Source organism: Comamonas sp. SCN 65-56, assembly GCF_001724135.1.
In the GTDB taxonomy this organism is placed as follows: Bacteria; Pseudomonadota; Gammaproteobacteria; order Burkholderiales; family Burkholderiaceae_C; genus Comamonas_C.
The window spans coordinates 1-16,662 of the sequence record NZ_MEDS01000020.1 but is presented as its reverse complement, the minus strand read 5'-3'; the positions used below and the strand labels follow the sequence as shown (position 1 = coordinate 16,662).

The 16,662-nt window shown below is 67.3% G+C and carries 16 protein-coding genes; 7 read left to right on the top strand and 9 right to left on the bottom strand.

Annotated elements, in window-relative coordinates; genetic code table 11:
- Positions 1-79: 79 nt before the first annotated feature.
- Positions 80-463, bottom strand: coding sequence for a DUF2752 domain-containing protein (locus tag ABS45_RS11605; RefSeq protein WP_291555689.1), 384 nt, complete (start codon positions 461-463; stop codon positions 80-82).
- Between the two features lie 10 nt (positions 464-473).
- On the bottom strand, positions 474-1,052 hold the full coding sequence (locus ABS45_RS11600) for a hypothetical protein (RefSeq protein WP_291555688.1): 579 nt from the start codon (positions 1,050-1,052) through the stop codon (positions 474-476).
- A 163-nt stretch (positions 1,053-1,215) separates the two neighbouring features.
- On the opposite strand from ABS45_RS11600, the gene ABS45_RS11595 reads away from it, so the two are divergent.
- The gene (locus tag ABS45_RS11595) at positions 1,216-2,355 is read left to right on the top strand and encodes a metallophosphoesterase (RefSeq protein WP_291555687.1); all 1,140 of its coding nucleotides are present in this window, start codon (positions 1,216-1,218) and stop codon (positions 2,353-2,355) included.
- Here the strand turns inward: ABS45_RS11595 and ABS45_RS11590 are convergent.
- The 4 genes from ABS45_RS11590 to ABS45_RS11575 form a co-directional block, all read right to left on the bottom strand.
- On the bottom strand, positions 2,352-3,311 hold the full coding sequence (locus tag ABS45_RS11590) for a hypothetical protein (RefSeq protein ID WP_291555686.1): 960 nt from the start codon (positions 3,309-3,311) through the stop codon (positions 2,352-2,354). The two genes, ABS45_RS11595 and ABS45_RS11590, sit on opposite strands and share 4 nt — an antisense overlap.
- 79 nt (positions 3,312-3,390) lie before the next feature.
- Entirely contained in the window at positions 3,391-4,686 is a 1,296-nt protein-coding gene (locus ABS45_RS11585) for a TRAP transporter large permease subunit (protein ID WP_291555685.1), read from the bottom strand.
- On the bottom strand, positions 4,679-5,185 hold the full coding sequence (locus tag ABS45_RS11580; RefSeq protein WP_291555684.1) for a TRAP transporter small permease subunit: 507 nt from the start codon (positions 5,183-5,185) through the stop codon (positions 4,679-4,681). Before ABS45_RS11580 ends, ABS45_RS11585 begins: the two co-directional genes overlap by 8 nt.
- A gap of 65 nt (positions 5,186-5,250) precedes the next feature.
- Positions 5,251-6,240 (bottom strand): TRAP transporter substrate-binding protein, encoded by a 990-nt coding sequence (locus ABS45_RS11575; RefSeq protein WP_291555683.1) that lies wholly within the window; start codon positions 6,238-6,240, stop codon positions 5,251-5,253.
- A gap of 94 nt (positions 6,241-6,334) precedes the next feature.
- Here ABS45_RS11575 and ABS45_RS11570 point away from each other — a divergent pair, with 94 nt between their 5' ends.
- From ABS45_RS11570 to ABS45_RS11560, 3 genes are read left to right on the top strand one after another with little or no spacing between them, the layout of a single operon-like run.
- Complete coding sequence (locus ABS45_RS11570) at positions 6,335-7,108, top strand: 5-oxoprolinase subunit PxpA (protein WP_291555682.1); 774 nt, start codon at positions 6,335-6,337, stop codon at positions 7,106-7,108.
- A complete protein-coding gene (locus ABS45_RS11565) occupies positions 7,108-8,904 on the top strand; it encodes a 5-oxoprolinase/urea amidolyase family protein (RefSeq protein WP_291555681.1) in 1,797 nt (598 codons plus the stop codon). The genes ABS45_RS11570 and ABS45_RS11565 overlap by 1 nt, the downstream gene beginning before the upstream one ends.
- 6 nt (positions 8,905-8,910) lie before the next feature.
- Positions 8,911-10,644 carry a biotin carboxylase N-terminal domain-containing protein gene (locus tag ABS45_RS11560; RefSeq protein ID WP_291555724.1) on the top strand — a complete coding sequence of 578 codons (1,734 nt, stop codon included), beginning with the start codon at positions 8,911-8,913 and terminating at the stop codon, positions 10,642-10,644.
- A gap of 117 nt (positions 10,645-10,761) precedes the next feature.
- Here the strand turns inward: ABS45_RS11560 and ABS45_RS11555 are convergent, their stop codons facing one another.
- The 3 genes from ABS45_RS11555 to ABS45_RS11545 all read right to left on the bottom strand — a co-directional run bounded on the left by ABS45_RS11555 (position 10,762) and on the right by ABS45_RS11545 (position 14,580).
- Positions 10,762-12,399, bottom strand: a complete 1,638-nt coding sequence (locus ABS45_RS11555; RefSeq protein WP_291555680.1) for a hypothetical protein — start codon at positions 12,397-12,399, stop codon at positions 10,762-10,764.
- Between the two features lie 85 nt (positions 12,400-12,484).
- Positions 12,485-13,651, bottom strand: coding sequence for an MFS transporter (locus ABS45_RS11550; RefSeq protein WP_291555679.1), 1,167 nt, complete (start codon positions 13,649-13,651; stop codon positions 12,485-12,487).
- The gene (locus tag ABS45_RS11545; RefSeq protein ID WP_291555678.1) at positions 13,648-14,580 is read right to left on the bottom strand and encodes a DMT family transporter; all 933 of its coding nucleotides are present in this window, start codon (positions 14,578-14,580) and stop codon (positions 13,648-13,650) included. Before ABS45_RS11545 ends, ABS45_RS11550 begins: the two co-directional genes overlap by 4 nt.
- A 111-nt stretch (positions 14,581-14,691) precedes the next feature.
- On the opposite strand from ABS45_RS11545, the gene minC reads away from it, so the two are divergent.
- The 3 genes from minC to minE are packed head-to-tail and all read left to right on the top strand — an operon-like array spanning position 14,692 to position 16,540.
- Entirely contained in the window at positions 14,692-15,426 is a 735-nt protein-coding gene (gene minC, locus ABS45_RS11540; protein ID WP_291555677.1) for a septum site-determining protein MinC, read from the top strand.
- A gap of 22 nt (positions 15,427-15,448) precedes the next feature.
- Positions 15,449-16,264, top strand: coding sequence for a septum site-determining protein MinD (gene minD / locus ABS45_RS11535; RefSeq protein WP_291555676.1), 816 nt, complete (start codon positions 15,449-15,451; stop codon positions 16,262-16,264).
- Positions 16,265-16,270: 6 nt separating this feature from the next.
- The gene (gene minE / locus ABS45_RS11530) at positions 16,271-16,540 is read left to right on the top strand and encodes a cell division topological specificity factor MinE (RefSeq protein WP_291555675.1); all 270 of its coding nucleotides are present in this window, start codon (positions 16,271-16,273) and stop codon (positions 16,538-16,540) included.
- Positions 16,541-16,662: the final 122 nt, after the last annotated feature.

The following is a 16,662-nucleotide window of genomic DNA, read 5'->3' as shown; positions in this document are numbered from 1 at the left end:
CGCTTGTTTAGCAAGCGCACATAGCTATCTTTTGCATAGTAAACCTGTACTAAGATTTTGCCTTGCAGGCCTGCGGCAATCAGAGCCAACCGCCGAGCCTGGCCACCCACGACAAACACAAGCCCGCCAGCACCGCACGCACAGCCCAAGCCCCACCCCAGCGCACGGGCCGGACATGGCCGGTCACGGCTTCGCCGGCCCCTTGCAAGACCCACAGGCTGATCAAGGCCAGCAGGCCGAGCGCACCGGGGTTCGCCGCCCAGGCGCCTGCCCAGTCCCCTTGCGCCAGCGCGGCGCAGGCATGGGTGGCACCGCACAGCGGACATGGCAGCCCCGTCAACGCTCGAAACGGGCAACCAAGCTCCGGTCCGCTGTGCAGCCACGTCGGCGTGGCCGCAATCGCCATGGGCCACGCCAGCGCCGCGCCCAGCCGCAGCGCCCGTGGTCCGGGGGCGATCTGCACGGCGGGGGCTTCAGGCCTGCTCGATGGCGATGGGTGCGGGTACATCGCCGACCAGTTGACGCGCCATGTAGTACGAACCGATCACCGCCAGGGGCACGGTCAGGAATACCCCCACGCCGCAGGCCAGCGAGCCCACGCCGCCGACGATGCCCAGCACCAGCGCACACCAGAAGGCCGATCCCAGGTTCTGCGTGACCACCTTCCACGCGCGATTGAAAGCGGCCACGCCATCGCGCTCGCCTTGCGCCACGATGAACAAGGCAACCGTGGGCAGCGCCATGACCAGCAGGCCGGGGATGAAACACAGCATGAAGCCGACCGAGAGCACCAGCAGGCTAATCAGACCGGCCACGAAGGCGGGCACGAAATCGTCGAATCCGCGAAAGACATCGGTAATCTGCACCGTTTCCCCGCGCTCCGCTCTCGCTATCATGCGCAGATAGCCCACGAGCATCGGACCAGCGAGCAGCCCGGCGCTGATGCTGCTCACGATCGCCACCGCGAGGCAGACCACCACGTGGGTGACGACGTCTTTCTTGAACAGATCCCAGGCGCCTGAAAGGCAGGCGCCGACACTGGCTGCAGCCATTGCATCTCCTTCAACAGTGAGGGTGGAAAGCGCTCGCAGCATCGTTGAAATCGGGTGAATCCGCCACCATGGATACCCTTGGAGCCTGTCGAATTCGGATCAAGGCGTTTGTCGGCGTGATGCGCACTATCCTTGCGCGTTTTGACTTTTTGACGGGAAATCCATGGCCTTGGGCGTGATTTCGGTGATGGGCCTGGCCTGGCTCTACGTGGTGCTGCGCTTCGTGCGCCATCTCCCCATCGGGCGCCGGGGGCGGGTGACCGCCGCGCTGGCGCTGCTGCCGCTGGCCGAGTACTACCTGCTCGTGGTCTGGTCCTCGGGCCATCTGTCGGACATCACCTGGCCGCACGCGGTGACCGTCGTCGTCGGCTGGGCCTTTGGCGGCTTTCTGCTGCTGGCCTTGCTGCTGCTGGCGCGCGATGGGCTGGGCGGCGTGCTCTCCATCGCCTTACGCACACAAGGACGGCGCTGGCTCACCAGTGCGCGCGTTTCGATGGCGCTGGGCGCCGTGGCCTTGCTGCTCGCCACCTGGGGCAGCTGGCAGGGCTTGAAACTGCCCGAGGTCAAGCGCGTGGAGATCGCCGTGCCGGGCCTCCCCGCCGCGTTTGACGGCTATCGCATCGCACAACTGTCGGACTTGCACGCCACGCCACTGCTGCCCGCCGCATGGCAGCAGGCGGTGGTGGACAAGACCAATGCGCTCCAGACCGATCTGATCGTCATCACCGGCGACCTGCAGGACGGCGCGCCGCGTGAGCGGGCGGCGGATGTTGCGCCGTTCGCGGGTTTTCATGCCAGGGATGGCGTGCTCGCCGTGCCAGGCAACCATGAGTATTACGTCGACTACCCCGGCTGGATGGCGGCGTTCAAGGCCATGGGCCTGCCGATGCTGGAAAACCGCCATGTGGTGATTCAGCATGGCGGCGCGCGCCTGGTGGTGGCGGGCCTGACCGATCCGCAGGCGAGCGCCTTCGGCCAGGCGCCGCCCGACCTGAAGGCGGCGCTCTCGGGCGCGCCCGCAGGCGTGCCTGTGCTGGTGCTGGCGCACCGCCCCGGCGCCGCGCCCGAGCATGCGGCTGCCGGGGTCGCCTTGCAGCTCTCGGGCCATACGCATGGCGGGCAGATCTGGGGCGTGAACCTGCTGACGAAATGGGCCAACCACGGCTTCCTGGCGGGGCTGTACCAGGTGGGTCGCATGCCGCTGTACGTGAGCCGTGGCACCGGGCTCTGGCACGGGCTCATCTTGCGCCTGGGCACGCCTTCGGAAATCACCGAGATCGTGCTGCGTCCGGCAGTGGACTAGCCCGCTGCGGCCAGCCTGCGCCCCCAGCGCGTGCCGGGGCGCGTCGCAAACGCCAGCGCCATCATGATGGCCAGCACCACCAGCCCGCGCAGCACCAGGATGACCCACAGATTGGCGCCCAGCGCGGCGATCAGGATCGTGTCTTCCAGCACCGCGTGAAAGAGTGACAGCCAGCACAGCGCCAGCAGCAGCGTGCGCCGGTCGTGCCCTTCGCGTTCGCTCGCCTCGATGAGCAGCGCCCCGCCGTAGGCCAGACCCATCAGCATGCCTATGGTGGTGAGCGGCGCCGCCGCCTCGCTCAGGCCGGTGAGGCGCAGCACCGGCGCAAGCTTGCGCGTGAGCCAGCGCGTGACCCCCAGACGCTCCAGCGCATCCAGCATCACCACCAGCACACAGATGATGAGCCAGATCAAGAGCAGCGAGCGCGCGGTGGAGAGCACCCAGGGCAGCACATCGGGCGGGCCGGAGCGCACCGCGCCGTCGCTGGCCAGCCAGGCGAGCGAGACGGGCTCCTGCAGCCAGCCGCCAAGGTGGCAGACCCAGGCCACCGCCGCGCCATAGGCCGCGCCCACCAGCAGGCGCAGACCGCCCGTGAACAAGGCGCTGGCCCCGGCGCCGCGCACCACCGCCTGTTCGGTCGGCAGGTTGTGCGCGAACAGCATCATCGAGCCCAGCGCGCTCATCTGCGCGCCGTTCAATTGCAGCTCGCCCGAAAGCGCCGCCAGCACGGCGATGCCGCCGTAAATATTGGTGATGACCGTGGTGGCCCAGACGATGCCCGCCTCGGCCGGCAGTTGCATCAGCGCCATGGCCGGGGCCAGCAGCTCGCCCGCCAGCCGCACCAGCCCCAGGCGCTCGGCCACATACACGAGCACCATCACCGGCACCATGATGGCGGCGACGGTGAGGAACATGCGCGTGGCGCGCAGGCGTATGGTGTTCAGGTAGCGCAGCATCGGGCAAGGTGCGAGGAAAGGCCGCGATTGTGGGCCAGGCGGGCGGATGGCGCTGTCGCCCGCAAGTGGCGCAGGCGGGCTACATCTTGCCCGGAAGCGCCGTCGCCAGGCTCGGGAAGTACCACAGGATGACGAGCATCAGCACCATCAGGAAGAAGTAGGGCAGGCATACGCGCGCGATCCAGGTGATCTGCTTGCCGGTCATGCCCTGCAGCACGAAGAGGTTGAAGCCCACCGGCGGCGTGATCTGCGCCGACTCCACCGTGATCACGAGGAAGATGCCGAACCACAGCGGGTCGATTCCTGCGGCCTGGATGATAGGCAGCACCACGCCCATGGTCAGCACGATGGTGGAGATGCCGTCGAGAAAACAGCCCAGCACGATGTAGAAGATGGCCAGCGCGACGATCAGCATCGCGGGCGAGAGGTGCAGGCTGCCGACGTACTCGGCGAGCTGGCGCGGCAGGCCCATGTAGCCCATGGCGAGCGTCAGAAACGCCGCGCCCGCCAGGATCAGCGCAATCATGCAGTACAGGCGCGTTGCGCCCATGAGCGCATCGCGGAAGTTCTGCCAGGTGAGCGAGCGCTGCCACGCCGAGAGCGCGAGCGCGCCCAGCACGCCGATCGCGGCCGCCTCGGTGGCGGTGGCGATGCCGGTGTACATCGACGCGATCACCGCAACGATGAGCAGCACCACCGGAATCAGGTGGCGCGCCTCGGCCAGCTTTTGCATGAACGTGAGTTCCGCATCCGCCTTGGGCACCTGATCGGGGTGGCGCAGCGCCCAGAGCATGATCCAGCCGCTGAACAGGGCCGCCAGCAGCAGCCCCGGCAGCACGCCGGCCATGAACAGCTTGGCGATCGAGAGCTCGGCCGAGACGCCGTAGATGATGAGGATGATCGATGGCGGAATGAGCAGCCCCAGCGTGGCCGGACCGCCCAGCGTGCCTATGACCTGCGCCTCGGGGTAGCCGCGCCTGAGCAGCTCGGGCAGGTTCATCTTGCCCACCGTCACGCAGGTCGCGGCCGACGAGCCCGAGACCGCCGCGAAGATGGTGCAGCCGGCCACGTTGGCGTGCAGCAGCCGCCCGGGCAGCTTGTTGACCCAGGGCGCCAGGCCGCGAAACATGTTGGCCGAGAGGTTGGTGCGGTAGAGGATCTCGCCCATCCAGACGAACAGCGGCAGCGCGGTGAGCGTCCAGCTGCTGCTCGAGCCCCAGATGGTCACGGCCATCGCGTCGCCCGCCGCGCGCGCGGTGAAGAAGGCCATGCCGAACCAGGCCACGCCTGCCAGCGTCAGGCCCACCCAGACGCCGCCCGCGAGCAGCGCGAACAGCACCGCGAGCAGCGTGGCGCTGGCGGCGATTTCACTCATGGTGCGCATCCTCCTGGCTTGCCGCCACGCGCTTGCCCCGCAACTCCAGCACCAGCTCGTCGCAGAAGGCGATGAAGAAGATCAGCGTGCCCAGCGCCATCGGAATCTGCGGGATCCACAGCGGCGTGGCGTCGATGCCGACCGAGATGTCGTTGATCTCCCACGACTGCCAGACGAGGTAGGCCGAATACCACGCGAGAAAGCCCGCGAGCAGCGTGGCGATCGCGAGTGCCAGCACTTCGAGCGCCTTGTGCGCCCCGCCCCTGAGCGCGCCCAGCAGCAGCGTCACGCGGATGTGTTCGCCTTTTTTCAGCGTGCTGGCGAGCGCCATGAAACCCGCGCCCGCCGTGGCATAGCCCGCATAGGCGTCGCTGCCCGCGGCGGAAAAGCCGAAGAAGCGGCTGGCGATGGTGAGCGCCACCATTGCCAGCACGCCAACCATGCACAGCCCCGCAAGCCAGGCGCTGGCCAGGTAGAGGCGATCAAGCCATTTGCGCATCGGCAGCTTTCCAATTCAGGGGCAGGGCGCAGTGGCGGGCCGTGGGTGCGCGCCCGCCCGCGGCTTTACTTGCTCTTGTTGTAGGCGTCCAGCAGTGCCTTGCCGTCGGCGCCGGCCTTCTCCACCCACTCCTTGGTCACGACCTCGCCCACCTTGACCAGATCGGCCTTGAGCTGGTCGGACGGCGCGAGCACCTGCATGCCGCCCTTTTTCAGCGTTTCGATGGAGCGCGTGTTGACTTCGCGCGACGACTCCCAGCCGCGCTTTTCCGCTGCCGCGGCCGCCTGGCGCACCGCGTCCTGCTCAGCCTTGGGCAAGGCACTGAAGGCCTTCTTGTTCACCGTGACGGCGTTCTTCGGGATCCAGGCCTGCACCTCGTAGAAGTACTTCAGGTGCTCGTAGAGCTTGTTGTCCGCGCCGGTGGCGCTGGACGTGATCAAGCCCTCGATCACGCCGGTAGCCAGCGCCTGCGCCAGTTCCGCCTCCTGGATCGTGACCGGCGTTGCGCCCACCAGTTCGCCGATGCGTGCGGTGGTGGGCGAATACACGCGCCACTTCAGGCCCTTGAGGTCAGCGGCGGAGTTGATCGGCTTGGTGCTGTAGATGTTTTGCGGCGGCCAGGCCACCGAGTACAGCAGTACCTGGTTGGCCTTGTCCAGCGCGGCTTCGAGAAACGGCTTTTGGGCCTGGTAGAGCTTGAAGGCATCGTCGTAATCCTTGGCGAGAAAGGGCAGGCCGTCGGCGCCGAAGATCTGTGACTCGTTCTGGAAACTCACGAGGAAGAACTCGCCCATCTGCGCGTTGCCGGTCTGCACCGCGCGCTTGATCTCGGGCATCTTGAACAGCGACGCGCCAAAGTGCGGCTGAATCTTGAGCGCGCCCTTGGTTGCGGCGGCAACGTCATCGACGAACTGCTGGTTGTTCTTGGAGTGGAAATTGATCGCCGGGTAGGCGGTGGCGAAATCCCATTTGGTTTCGGCCTGCGCCAGCGTGGGCAAGCCAAGCCCAGCGGCAGCCAGTGCAGCGCCGGTGGTGCAAAAGTCGCGACGTTTCATCGTTGTCTCCCGGTTGTCGTTGAAAGATGACCGATGGTAGCGGTGCGGCGGCGCAAACGGGTAAAAATGCGCGACACACGCATTGGGGAAAACCATGGACATCAACAGCGATCTCGGCGAGAGCTACGGCGCCTGGCGCATGGGCGACGATGCGGCGATGCTGGCCATCGTCACCAGCGCCAACGTGGCCTGCGGCTTTCATGCGGGCGATCCGGCGGGCATCCTGCAGACCTTGAAAAACGCCGCCGCGCACGGCGTGAGCGTTGGCGCGCATGTGGCCTACCCGGATCTGGTGGGGTTCGGGCGCAGGAATATGGATCCGACAAGCGCCGAGTTGGTGGCCGACGTGATCTACCAGGTCGGCGCGCTGCAGGGGCTGGCTGCGGCGGCAGGCACGCGCATCACCTATGTCAAGCCGCACGGAGCGCTGTACAACACCATTGCGCACGACGAGCGCCAGGGTGGCGACGTGATCACCGCGCTGCTGGCGACCGACCCCACGCTCACGTTGCTGGGACTGGCCGGCTCGCCCTTGATAGAGCGGGCGCGTGAGCGCGGCCTCACCGTGGTGGCCGAGGCCTTTGCCGACCGCGCCTACAACGACGACGGCACGCTGGTCTCGCGCCGACTGGACGGCGCGGTGCTGCACGATGCGGATGCGGTGGCCGAGCGCATGCTGCAGTGGGTGCAGACGGGCGAGATCACGTCCATCAGCGGCAAGCGCATCCGGCTGCAGGCCGACTCGATCTGCGTGCACGGCGACAGCCCAGGCGCAGTGGCGATGGCCCAGCGCATCCGCGCGCACCTGACCGCCGCGGGGGTGCCGCTCGCGCCGTTCGTGGCCTCTGCATCGGCTGCGGGGCGGTGATGCGCATTCTGCCTGCAGGTGATGCCGCGCTGCTCGTGGAGCTGGCGGATCTGGCGCACACGCTGGCGCTTTACCGCGCGCTGCAGACGCAGCCGATCGCAGATGTGCATGAGCTCGTGCCCGCCGCGCGCACGTTGCTGGTGCATTTCCATCCCGAGCTGCTTGCGCCCCCCGCGCTCATCGCCACGCTGCGCCGCACCGCAAGTGCGCTTGCCGCGCACGCCGCCGAGCCGCCGCCGCCCGGGCGCATCGTCGAAATTCCCGTGCGCTACGACGGCGAAGACCTGGCAGAACTCGCCGAACACCTGGGCGTGAGCGCGCGTGAACTGGTGGCGCGCCACACCGGCCAGCCCTGGCAGGCCGCATTCGCCGGTTTTGCGCCGGGTTTTGTCTACCTCGCCGGGGGCGATGCGCTCTTCACCCAGATCCCCCGGCGCAAGACGCCGCGCACGCGCGTGCCTGCGGGCTCGGTCGCGCTGGCGGGGGATTTCAGCGCCATCTACCCCAGCGCCAGCCCGGGCGGCTGGCAGTTGATCGGCACCACCGAGTGCGCGCTGTGGGACCTGGCGCGCGCCGAACCCGCGCTGGTGCAGCCGGGGTTTCAGGTGCGGTTTGTGGAGACGGGGCGCATGGTGGTGGCGGGGGGCAACCCCTCACCCCAACCCTCTCCCCAAAGGGGCGAGGGAGTCCCCGGCTCAAGCGCCTCCCGGGTCTCTCCCCCTCTCCCTCTGGGAGAGGGCAGGGGTGAGGGCCAGCAGCGCCTGGATGGGCACGCGGCTGTGGATGCGCCAGCAGCCCCCATCCCGACCTTCCCCCAGAGGGGGAAGGAGTTGGATGCCGAAATTTACAAGCGAAATCGGTCTCCAGAGCTTACCCAACAATCGCTGTCAGCTATCGAAATTATCAACCCCGGTCTGCAAACCCTGATCCAGGACGAGGGCCGCCACGGCCTCGCGGGCCTGGGCATCTCCGCATCGGGCACGCTCGACCGGCCCGCGATGCACCAGGCCAACCGCCTTGTCGGCAACCCGCCCGATGCGCCGGTGCTGGAAAACCTGCTCGGCGGCCTGCAGCTGCGCGCCTTGGGCCGCGCCACGCTGGCCGTTGCAGGAGCCGATGCGCCGCTCCACCTGACTGCCCTCGACGGCCGCGCCTGGCCCGTGCCGAATCACGCCGCCATCGCGCTGGATGCGGGCGACGTGCTGCGCATCGGCGCGCCCGTCGCGGGTGTGCGCTGCTACCTCGCGGTGCGTGGTGGCTGGCAGGTCGATGCGGTGCTCGGCAGTTGCGCCACCGATACCCTGGCGCATGTCGGCCCTGCCGCGCTGCACACCGGTCAGCGCCTGTTCGCAGGCCACGCGATCGCTGCCCACGCCCTCGCCGCCTGCGCGCCGCCCGAAGCGCCGCACCCTGCGCTCCCGCGTGCGGGCGATGAAGTGCTGCTCGACGTGCTGCTCGGCCCCCGCACCGACTGGTTCACGCCCGAGGCGATCGCCTTGCTGCCAATCCAGCCCTGGCAGGTCACCCCGCAATCCAACCGCGTCGGCATGCGGTTGCAGGGCGCAGCGCCGCTCACCCGCGCCCGCCACGACGAGCTGCCCAGCGAAGGCACGGTCATCGGCGCGATCCAGGTGCCGGCCAGCGGCCAGCCGGTGCTTTTCCTGGCCGATCACCCGTTGACGGGCGGCTATCCCGTCATCGCGGTGCTCGCCCGCCACCACCGCTCGTTGGCCGCGCAAATTCCCGTCGGCTGCCTGCTGCGTTTTCGCGTCATCGCATCTTTTAAAGAGGGTTGACCCATGATCACCAAGGTTTTGATTGCCAACCGCGGGGAAGTAGCCATCCGCATCGCCCGCGCCTGCCGCGACTACGGCGTACGCTCAGTCGCCGTTTATGCCGACCCCGATGCCGACGCGCTGCACGTGCAGGCGGCGGATCAAGCCTGGGCACTCGAAGGCACGCGCGCGGCGGATACGTATCTCGACATTGCCAAGCTGCTCGCCATCGCCCGGCGCAGCGGCGCAGATGCGCTGCACCCCGGCTACGGCTTCCTCTCCGAGCGCGCCGACTTCGCCCAGGCGGTGCTGGATGCGGGCCTGGCGTGGATAGGCCCGCGCCCGGTCACCATGGCCCAGCTCGGCGACAAGGTGGCAGCGCGCGCCATCGCGCTCAAAGTGGGTGCGCCGCTGGTCGCGGGCACCGCTGGCCCGGTCAAGGACGCCGCCGAGGTGCTGGCCTTTGCCCGGCAACACGGCCTGCCGATCGCGATCAAGGCGGCTTTTGGCGGCGGCGGGCGCGGGCTGAAAGTCGCGTGGCGCATCGAAGAAGTGGCCGAACTCTACGACTCCGCCGTGCGCGAGGCCACCGCCGCGTTTGGCCGTGGCGAGTGTTTCGTCGAGCAGTTCCTGCATCAGCCGCGCCACATCGAGGCGCAGATCCTCGCCGACCGCCATGGCCACGTCGTCGTCGTCGGCACGCGCGACTGCTCGCTGCAGCGGCGCAACCAGAAGCTGGTCGAAGAAGCCCCCGCGCCCTTCCTCACCGACGCGCAGCACGCCGCCGTCTGCCGCGCTGCGCGCGACATCTGCCAGGCTGCGGGCTACGAGAGCGCAGGCACGGTGGAATTCCTGCTCGGCCAGAACGGGCAACTCTCCTTCCTCGAAGTCAACACCCGTCTGCAGGTCGAGCACCCGGTGACGGAAGAAACCACTGGCATCGATTTGGTGCTGGAGCAACTGCGCGTGGCCGACGGCCTGCCGCTCTCGTTCACCGACACCCCGCCCGCGCGCGGCCACGCGATCGAATTTCGCATCAACGCCGAAGACCCCGGCCGCGGCTACCTGCCGACGCCCGGGCGCATCACGCGCTTTGATGCGCCCAGTGGCCCGGGGGTGCGCCTCGATAGCGGTGTACATGAGGGCTGCACCGTGCCCGGCAGCTTCGATTCACTGATCGCCAAGCTCATCGTGACCGGCGCGACGCGTGAGCAGGCGCTCGTGCGCGCGCGCCGGGCGCTGGCCGAGTTCCAGATCGAGGGCATCGCCAGCGTGCTGCCGTTTCACCGCGCGGTTGTCGAAGACCCGGCCTTCACCGCCGAGCACGGCTTTGCGGTGCACACGCGCTGGATAGAAACCGAAATGGCCGCGCCATTCGAGCCCGCCGCGCGCCCGGAGCCGGAGGACTACGCGCCACTCACGCGCACCTGGATCGAGCTGGACGGCAAGCGTATGCGCCTGGGCCTGCCGGTGGGGCTGGCGCTCGCGGGTGCCGCCATGCCGCCCGTCGCACCCATGGCCGTCGCCGTGCCAACACACGCGCCTGGCGACGTGCTCGCCCCCCTCACCGGCAACCTGGTGCGCTGGCACCGCGCCGAGGGCGATCAGGTTCAGCAGGGCGAGCAGATCGCCACCATGGAAGCGATGAAGATGGAGACGGCTGTGCTCGCCCCTTGCGCCGGGCGGCTGCGCTGCATCGCCCAGGTGGGGGGCGTAGTGCAGGCCGGGGAATTGATAGCGAAAATTGGCTCCGACGCTTGACCAGTGTGCGTTGACAGCTACTTGAACAATAGCTTGCAAGAACCTTCCGCCTGCCGCACGCGCCCGCATCAGCATGCTGCAGCAAACGCAACGCCAAAGCCCGGGGCGGGCGGCTCCCTACCCCCCGCAGCTACGCTGATACTGGGCCCGGGCGCTCTCCAGACGCCCGGCACGGCGCGCGGATTGGGCCGCGCTCGCCTCCTCCATGCGCTGCACCGAGTGCAGCAGGATCTCGCACCTGCGCTGCGCGGGATCGATCCGCGGCGTCCGTGGCTGCGCCGCGGCAACCTCGGGCAATGGTTGGCGCATGCGGCCCGTCGCGCTCTGGCCTGGTGGTGACTGCAGCGACCGGCTCGCGGCGGGCCCCGCCCGTGTCGCGGCCGGTGTCGCAGCGTTGCACAGCGGGTCGACAAAGCCTTTCCAGCCGGCCGCGTAGCGCTGCTTGAGGCGGTCGAGCGGGATGTCCTGCGCGATCGCACGGTGCGCGCACGCGAGGTAATCCTGCCCTGCGGCAGCGGCCGGCGACGAGTTCGCGAGTTGGCCCACCCAAGCGCTCGCGGTCGCCGCGCGATCGACGCAGGCGTCGACGAGGTCCATGTCGAAGATGCCCTCGCGCTGAGTCCGGGCCCAGACGATGCGCCCTTCGGTGATGTGTCTGTCGGTCTCGCGCACGAAGCAGCTGCAGTCGTAGACCAGCATGTCGCTGCGCCCGGCCCGCTCGGCAATGCCCGTGCACCATTGCCGCATGAACGCATGGATCTCTGCCCGCTCAGGTGTTCCGGCAGCGGGCGCCGGCGCACGATCGCTCTTGAGCGCCTGCACCTGCTGGCGTGCGCTTGCCAGACTTGCCTGCACGCGGGCATCCTGCGGATGGGCGGCGGCGCGCCGCTCCCAATGGCGCAGCACCTCCTCCCTCAGTCTGAGCGCCTCCTTGTCATCGGCGTCGACGGGATAGCGCAGCCGGGCCGGCCGGGCACTCGCATACGCGCGGGCGAATGTATCGAGCGTGTCCGCGCAGCGATCGTCCGTCGCCGCCTTCTGCACGCAGGCGACGAGCATGCGCGCCACTTCCTGGTGCTCTTGCCGATCCAACGTACATTTCCCGGACAAGGAAACCAGCGATCCGACATCGCCCTTGCGCGCCCCCTCGAAAAAATACCAGCAGGAAAAATACCGCCGGTCTTCATCGGACATGACGCGGCTCTTCTCGAACGCGACGCCGATCCAGTCACCCATTGCGGCGTAGGCGGACAGATCTCCCGCCTTGATCTTGCGGTCGAAATCCTGCCGCGCCTTTTTCGTTGCCTCCTGCATCTCGTTGATCTCGAGCTCCCGCTTGTAGCGCTCGCACACCTGCGACACGCCGCCCACATTGCCGATCGCGGTCAGGGCAGAGGCGTCCTTGGTGATGGGCGACTCTTTCATCACGTCGATGGTCGTGCACAACGGACCGTTCTCACCGATCAGATGCGCCTGCAACTGCCGCATCCTGGCCAGCAGGCTGGCTCGCTCGGCGCAGTTGCCACAGGATTCGAGCTCCTTGCGCCAGGCATCAAGTTGGGCGTACCCGGCCAGCGAATCGCCCGAATAGCGCTGCAGATCCATGACCCCACCCGCCAGCTGCGACACGCCGTCGCCCATCTGCTGGCCAATCATGTATGCGCCCAAGGCCGAGCGGGGCACGAGGACAAGCTCCGCCTGGGCGGGCATTGGCAGCTGCATCCACAGCAGCAGGGAGATCAGGATTCGCATCATGGTGCAGGCTCCGCGAGAGTTTCCGATCTGTCTGGCCAACGGTTCGGACTTCAGGCTGCCCCACTGCGCCGTTGGCTGCGTGCGTTCAGGCCCTGTCCGCGCGTCCCCATTTCAGCCACGCCAGCGCCACTGCCATCAGCACCAGCGCCGGTATCGAGCCGACGTTGAGCCAGCCCCAGCCCTGGGTCGTCACCAGCGCACCCGAGCTGAATGAGGTCACTGCCATCGTGGCAAATACACAGAAATTGATCGCCGCCTGCGCACGATCTTTTTCCTCGGGGCGATAGGCCGAGAGCGCCAGCGTGGTCGAGGCGGTGAAGAGAAAATTCCAGCCCACGCCCAGCAGGATCAGCGCGCTCATGAAGTGCTGCAGCTCGACGCCGGACAGTGCAATCGCCACGCACAGCGCATTCAACAGCACGCCCGCGCCCATGACATTCAGCGTGCCAAAGCGCCGGATCAGGTGGCCGGTGAAAAAACCCGGCGCGTACATGCCGATCACATGCCACTGCAGCACCGAGGCTGTGGCGGCAAACTCAAAACCGCAGACCTGCATGGCCAGCGGCGTCGCAGCCATAAGGAGGTTCATCACGCCATAGCCTATGGCCGCGCCCAGCGTGGCGACGATGAACACCGGCTGGCGCATGATCTCGGCGAGCAGCCGACCCTGCGGCGCGTGGCGTTGCACCACCGGCGCAGGCGGAAATTCGATCAGCGCCATCACGCCCATCGCCACCACGGCCACCAACGCCAGCGTCAGATAGGCGGCGACGAAGGGCGTAGGCAGCAGCGTGCGCGTCCAGGCCGCCATGTTGGGCCCGACCACCGCGCCCAGCAGCCCGCCCGCGAGCACCAGCGAGACGGCTTTTTCGTGCCAGTCGGGGCGCGTCAGCTCGGCGGCGGCAAAGCGGTAGAGCTGGCCGTTGGCGTTGTAGTAGCCAGCGATCACGGTCGCCAGATTGAGCAGCCAGAAGTGCCGTGTCTGCGCTGCATACGCTGCCAGCAGCGCCGAGCCCAGCGCCACCACCAGGCCGATCTGAAACGAGCCGCCCCGCCCCCAGCGCATTTGCGTGCGCGCCACGAGAGGCGTGGCCAGCGCCCCGCCCACCACGTAGCCCATGATGGGCAGCGTCGCCATCCAGCCGTGGGGCGCCAGCTGCAAGCCCACCAGCCCGTTGATCGCGATGAAGGTGACGTTGTTGACCAGGAACAGGCCCTGGCACAGCGTGAGCAGCAGCAGGTGGCGGTTCATGCGGCTGCTTTGACAGGGCCACTCTTGCGGTTCACCAGCACGATGCCGCCCGCCACCAGTGCCAGCGCCGCCAGCAAGGTGGCTGTCACCGGCTCGCGCAGCCAGAGAGCGCCGACGACCAGCGTGAACACCGGCGTGAGAAACACGAATACCGACATGCGCGTGGCCGGATAGCGCGTGAGCAGCCACATCCACACCAGATAGCTCGCAAACGCGCCGATCAAGCCCTGGATCAGGAGCGAGCTCCAGGCAAAGGCGCTGAAATCCAGCTGCCAGCGCTCGCCCAGCAGCAGCGACAACACGGGCAGCATCAGCGTGGTCACGCCCATCTGCCACAGCAGTTGCTTCTCGGGCCGCACATGCTGCAGCGGAGAGGCGCGCAGCACGCAGGTAGTCAACCCCCAGCCCAGACCCGCAAGCAAGGCCAGCCCATCGCCCCACCAGGCGTTGGCATGCGCCGCGTCATCGGTGCGCCAGCCATCGCTCAGCGCCAGCAGCACACCGAAGAAGGCGCAGACCAGCCCCAGCCATTGCACGCGGTTGAGCCGCTCGCTCTTGACGAAATGCGGCAGCACCAGCGCCACCCAGAACGGCGAGCAATACAAAAAGATCGTGGCGCGCGAGGCGGTGGTGTACTTGAACGCGAGGAACAGCGCGGCGAACTCCGTGGCGAACAGCAGGCCGGCCAGCAACCCGGCGCGCGCCGCGCCCGCAGGCTCTTGTGCCCCCGAAAGCGAGATGCCGCGCACGCGGCACCACAGCAGCAGCACAACCGTTCCCAACCCGAAGCGCCAGAACGCCTGGTACAGCGGCGCCACCTCGGTGATCGTTGCCTTGGAGAGCACCTGCTGAAATCCCCAGTAGAGACAGCAACCGAGCAGCAGCGTGGTGGCAAGGGTGTCCAGATTTTCTTTGCGTGCAACAGGCATCGGGTGATTATGCGTGTGCATGCCGCCCGTTGCCGGTCTCCAAGGCAGCAGCCGTACGGCTGCACAGTACACTTCACGGGTTTGCTTTTTGCACCCAGTTCCCCCTGCTACATGGCCGTCGAATCCGCGGGCCCTACCCGCACCAGCTTTGAGCTCAAGAGTGCCCAGCTCTCCGTCGTCGCGGTGGTGCTCAAGAGCACGGACGGCGCCCAGCTGGCCGCCGAGCTGGAACGCCAGCGCAAGGACGACCAATCGTTTTTCGACGACGACCTGGTGCTGATAGACCTCGCTGCCGTGGCGCAGGATGAGCAGCCGATCGACTTCGCCTCTCTCCTCGCCCTGCTGCGCGAACACCGCACCCGGCCGGTGGCCGTGCGTGGCGGCAATCCGGCGCAGATGCAGGCGGCGCTGGAGTGCGGGCTGGTGCAGGCGCCCCCTGAAGTCCTGCGCCGCGCCACGCCGGCTGCGCAGGAAGTGGTGCATGAAGTGGAAGTCGTGCGCGAGGTGCCCGTCGCTGCCGCGCCCGCCATGGTGATCGACAAGCCCGTGCGCTCGGGTCAGCGCATCTATGCCCGTGGCGACCTGGTGGTGCTGGCCATCGTGAGCTTTGGCGCCGAGGTCATCGCCGACGGCAGCATCCACGTGTATGCCCCGCTGCGCGGTCGCGCCATGGCGGGCGCGCGTGGCGACGTCAATGCACGCATCTACACCACCTGCCTGGAGCCGCAGCTGGTGTCGATTGCCGGTATGTACCGCACGACCGAGAACGAATTGCCCGAAGACGTGCGCGGCAAGGCAGCGCAGGTGCGCCTTGACGGCGAAAAGCTGATCTTCGAACCCCTCTGAACCATCCAAGGAAACCATACCCATGGCCAAAATCGTCGTCGTGACCTCCGGCAAGGGGGGCGTGGGCAAGACCACCACCAGCGCCGCATTCGCCGCCGGCCTGGCGCTCGCCGGACACAAGACGGCCGTGATCGACTTTGACGTCGGCCTGCGCAACCTGGACCTCATCATGGGCTGCGAGCGCCGCGTGGTGTATGACTTCGTCAACGTGATCCAGGGCGAGGCCAATCTCAACCAGGCGCTGATCAAGGACAAGCAACTCGAGAACCTCTTCATCCTCGCCGCCAGCCAGACGCGCGACAAAGAGGCGCTGACGATGGAAGGCGTGGAGAAGGTGCTGAAGGACCTCTCCGAAATGGGCTTCGAATACATCGTCTGCGATTCGCCCGCCGGGATTGAAAGCGGCGCGCTTGCGGCGATGCACTTTGCCGACGAGGCGCTGCTGGTGACCAACCCGGAAGTCTCCAGCGTGCGTGATTCGGACCGCATCCTCGGCATGCTGTCTTCCAAGACCCGACGTGCCATCGAAGGCAGCGAACCAATCAAGGAGCATCTGCTCATCACGCGCTACAACCCCAATCGCGTGGAAGACGGGCAGATGCTGAGCCTCACCGACATCCAGGACATCCTGCGCATCAAGCTCATCGGCGTGATCCCCGAATCCGAGAACGTGCTGCAGGCCTCCAACCAGGGCTTGCCTGCGATTCACCTGACTGGCACCGAAGTGTCGGAAGCCTACAAGGACGTGATCGCGCGCTTCCTCGGCGAGGACAAGCCGATGCGCTTCACCGATGCCGTGAAGCCGGGCTTTTTCAAGCGCATGTTTGGCGGGAGGTAAGCTGCCATGTCCCTGCTTTCCTTCCTGTTGGGTGAAAAGAAGAAGACCGCCTCGGTCGCGAAAGAGCGGCTGCAGATCATCCTTGCGCACGAGAGAAGCGGACGCAATCCCGGCCAGCCCGACTACCTGCCGGCGCTGCAGCGCGAGTTGGTGGCGGTGATCTCCAAGTACGTGCACATCAACCCCGACGACCTCAAGGTGCACTTCGAGCGCCAGGACGAACTGGAAGTGCTGCAGGTCAAGATCGAGCTGCCGGAGACGGCGGCGCGGATGTGACGGAAAGTTCGAACTAGGGAGTATTAACACTAATTGAATGAATGGTTCGGATGAATGACACTGCTGACCATGGAGATCACACCCGAGCAATTCGCCCTTATCGAACATTGTTTGCCCAAGCA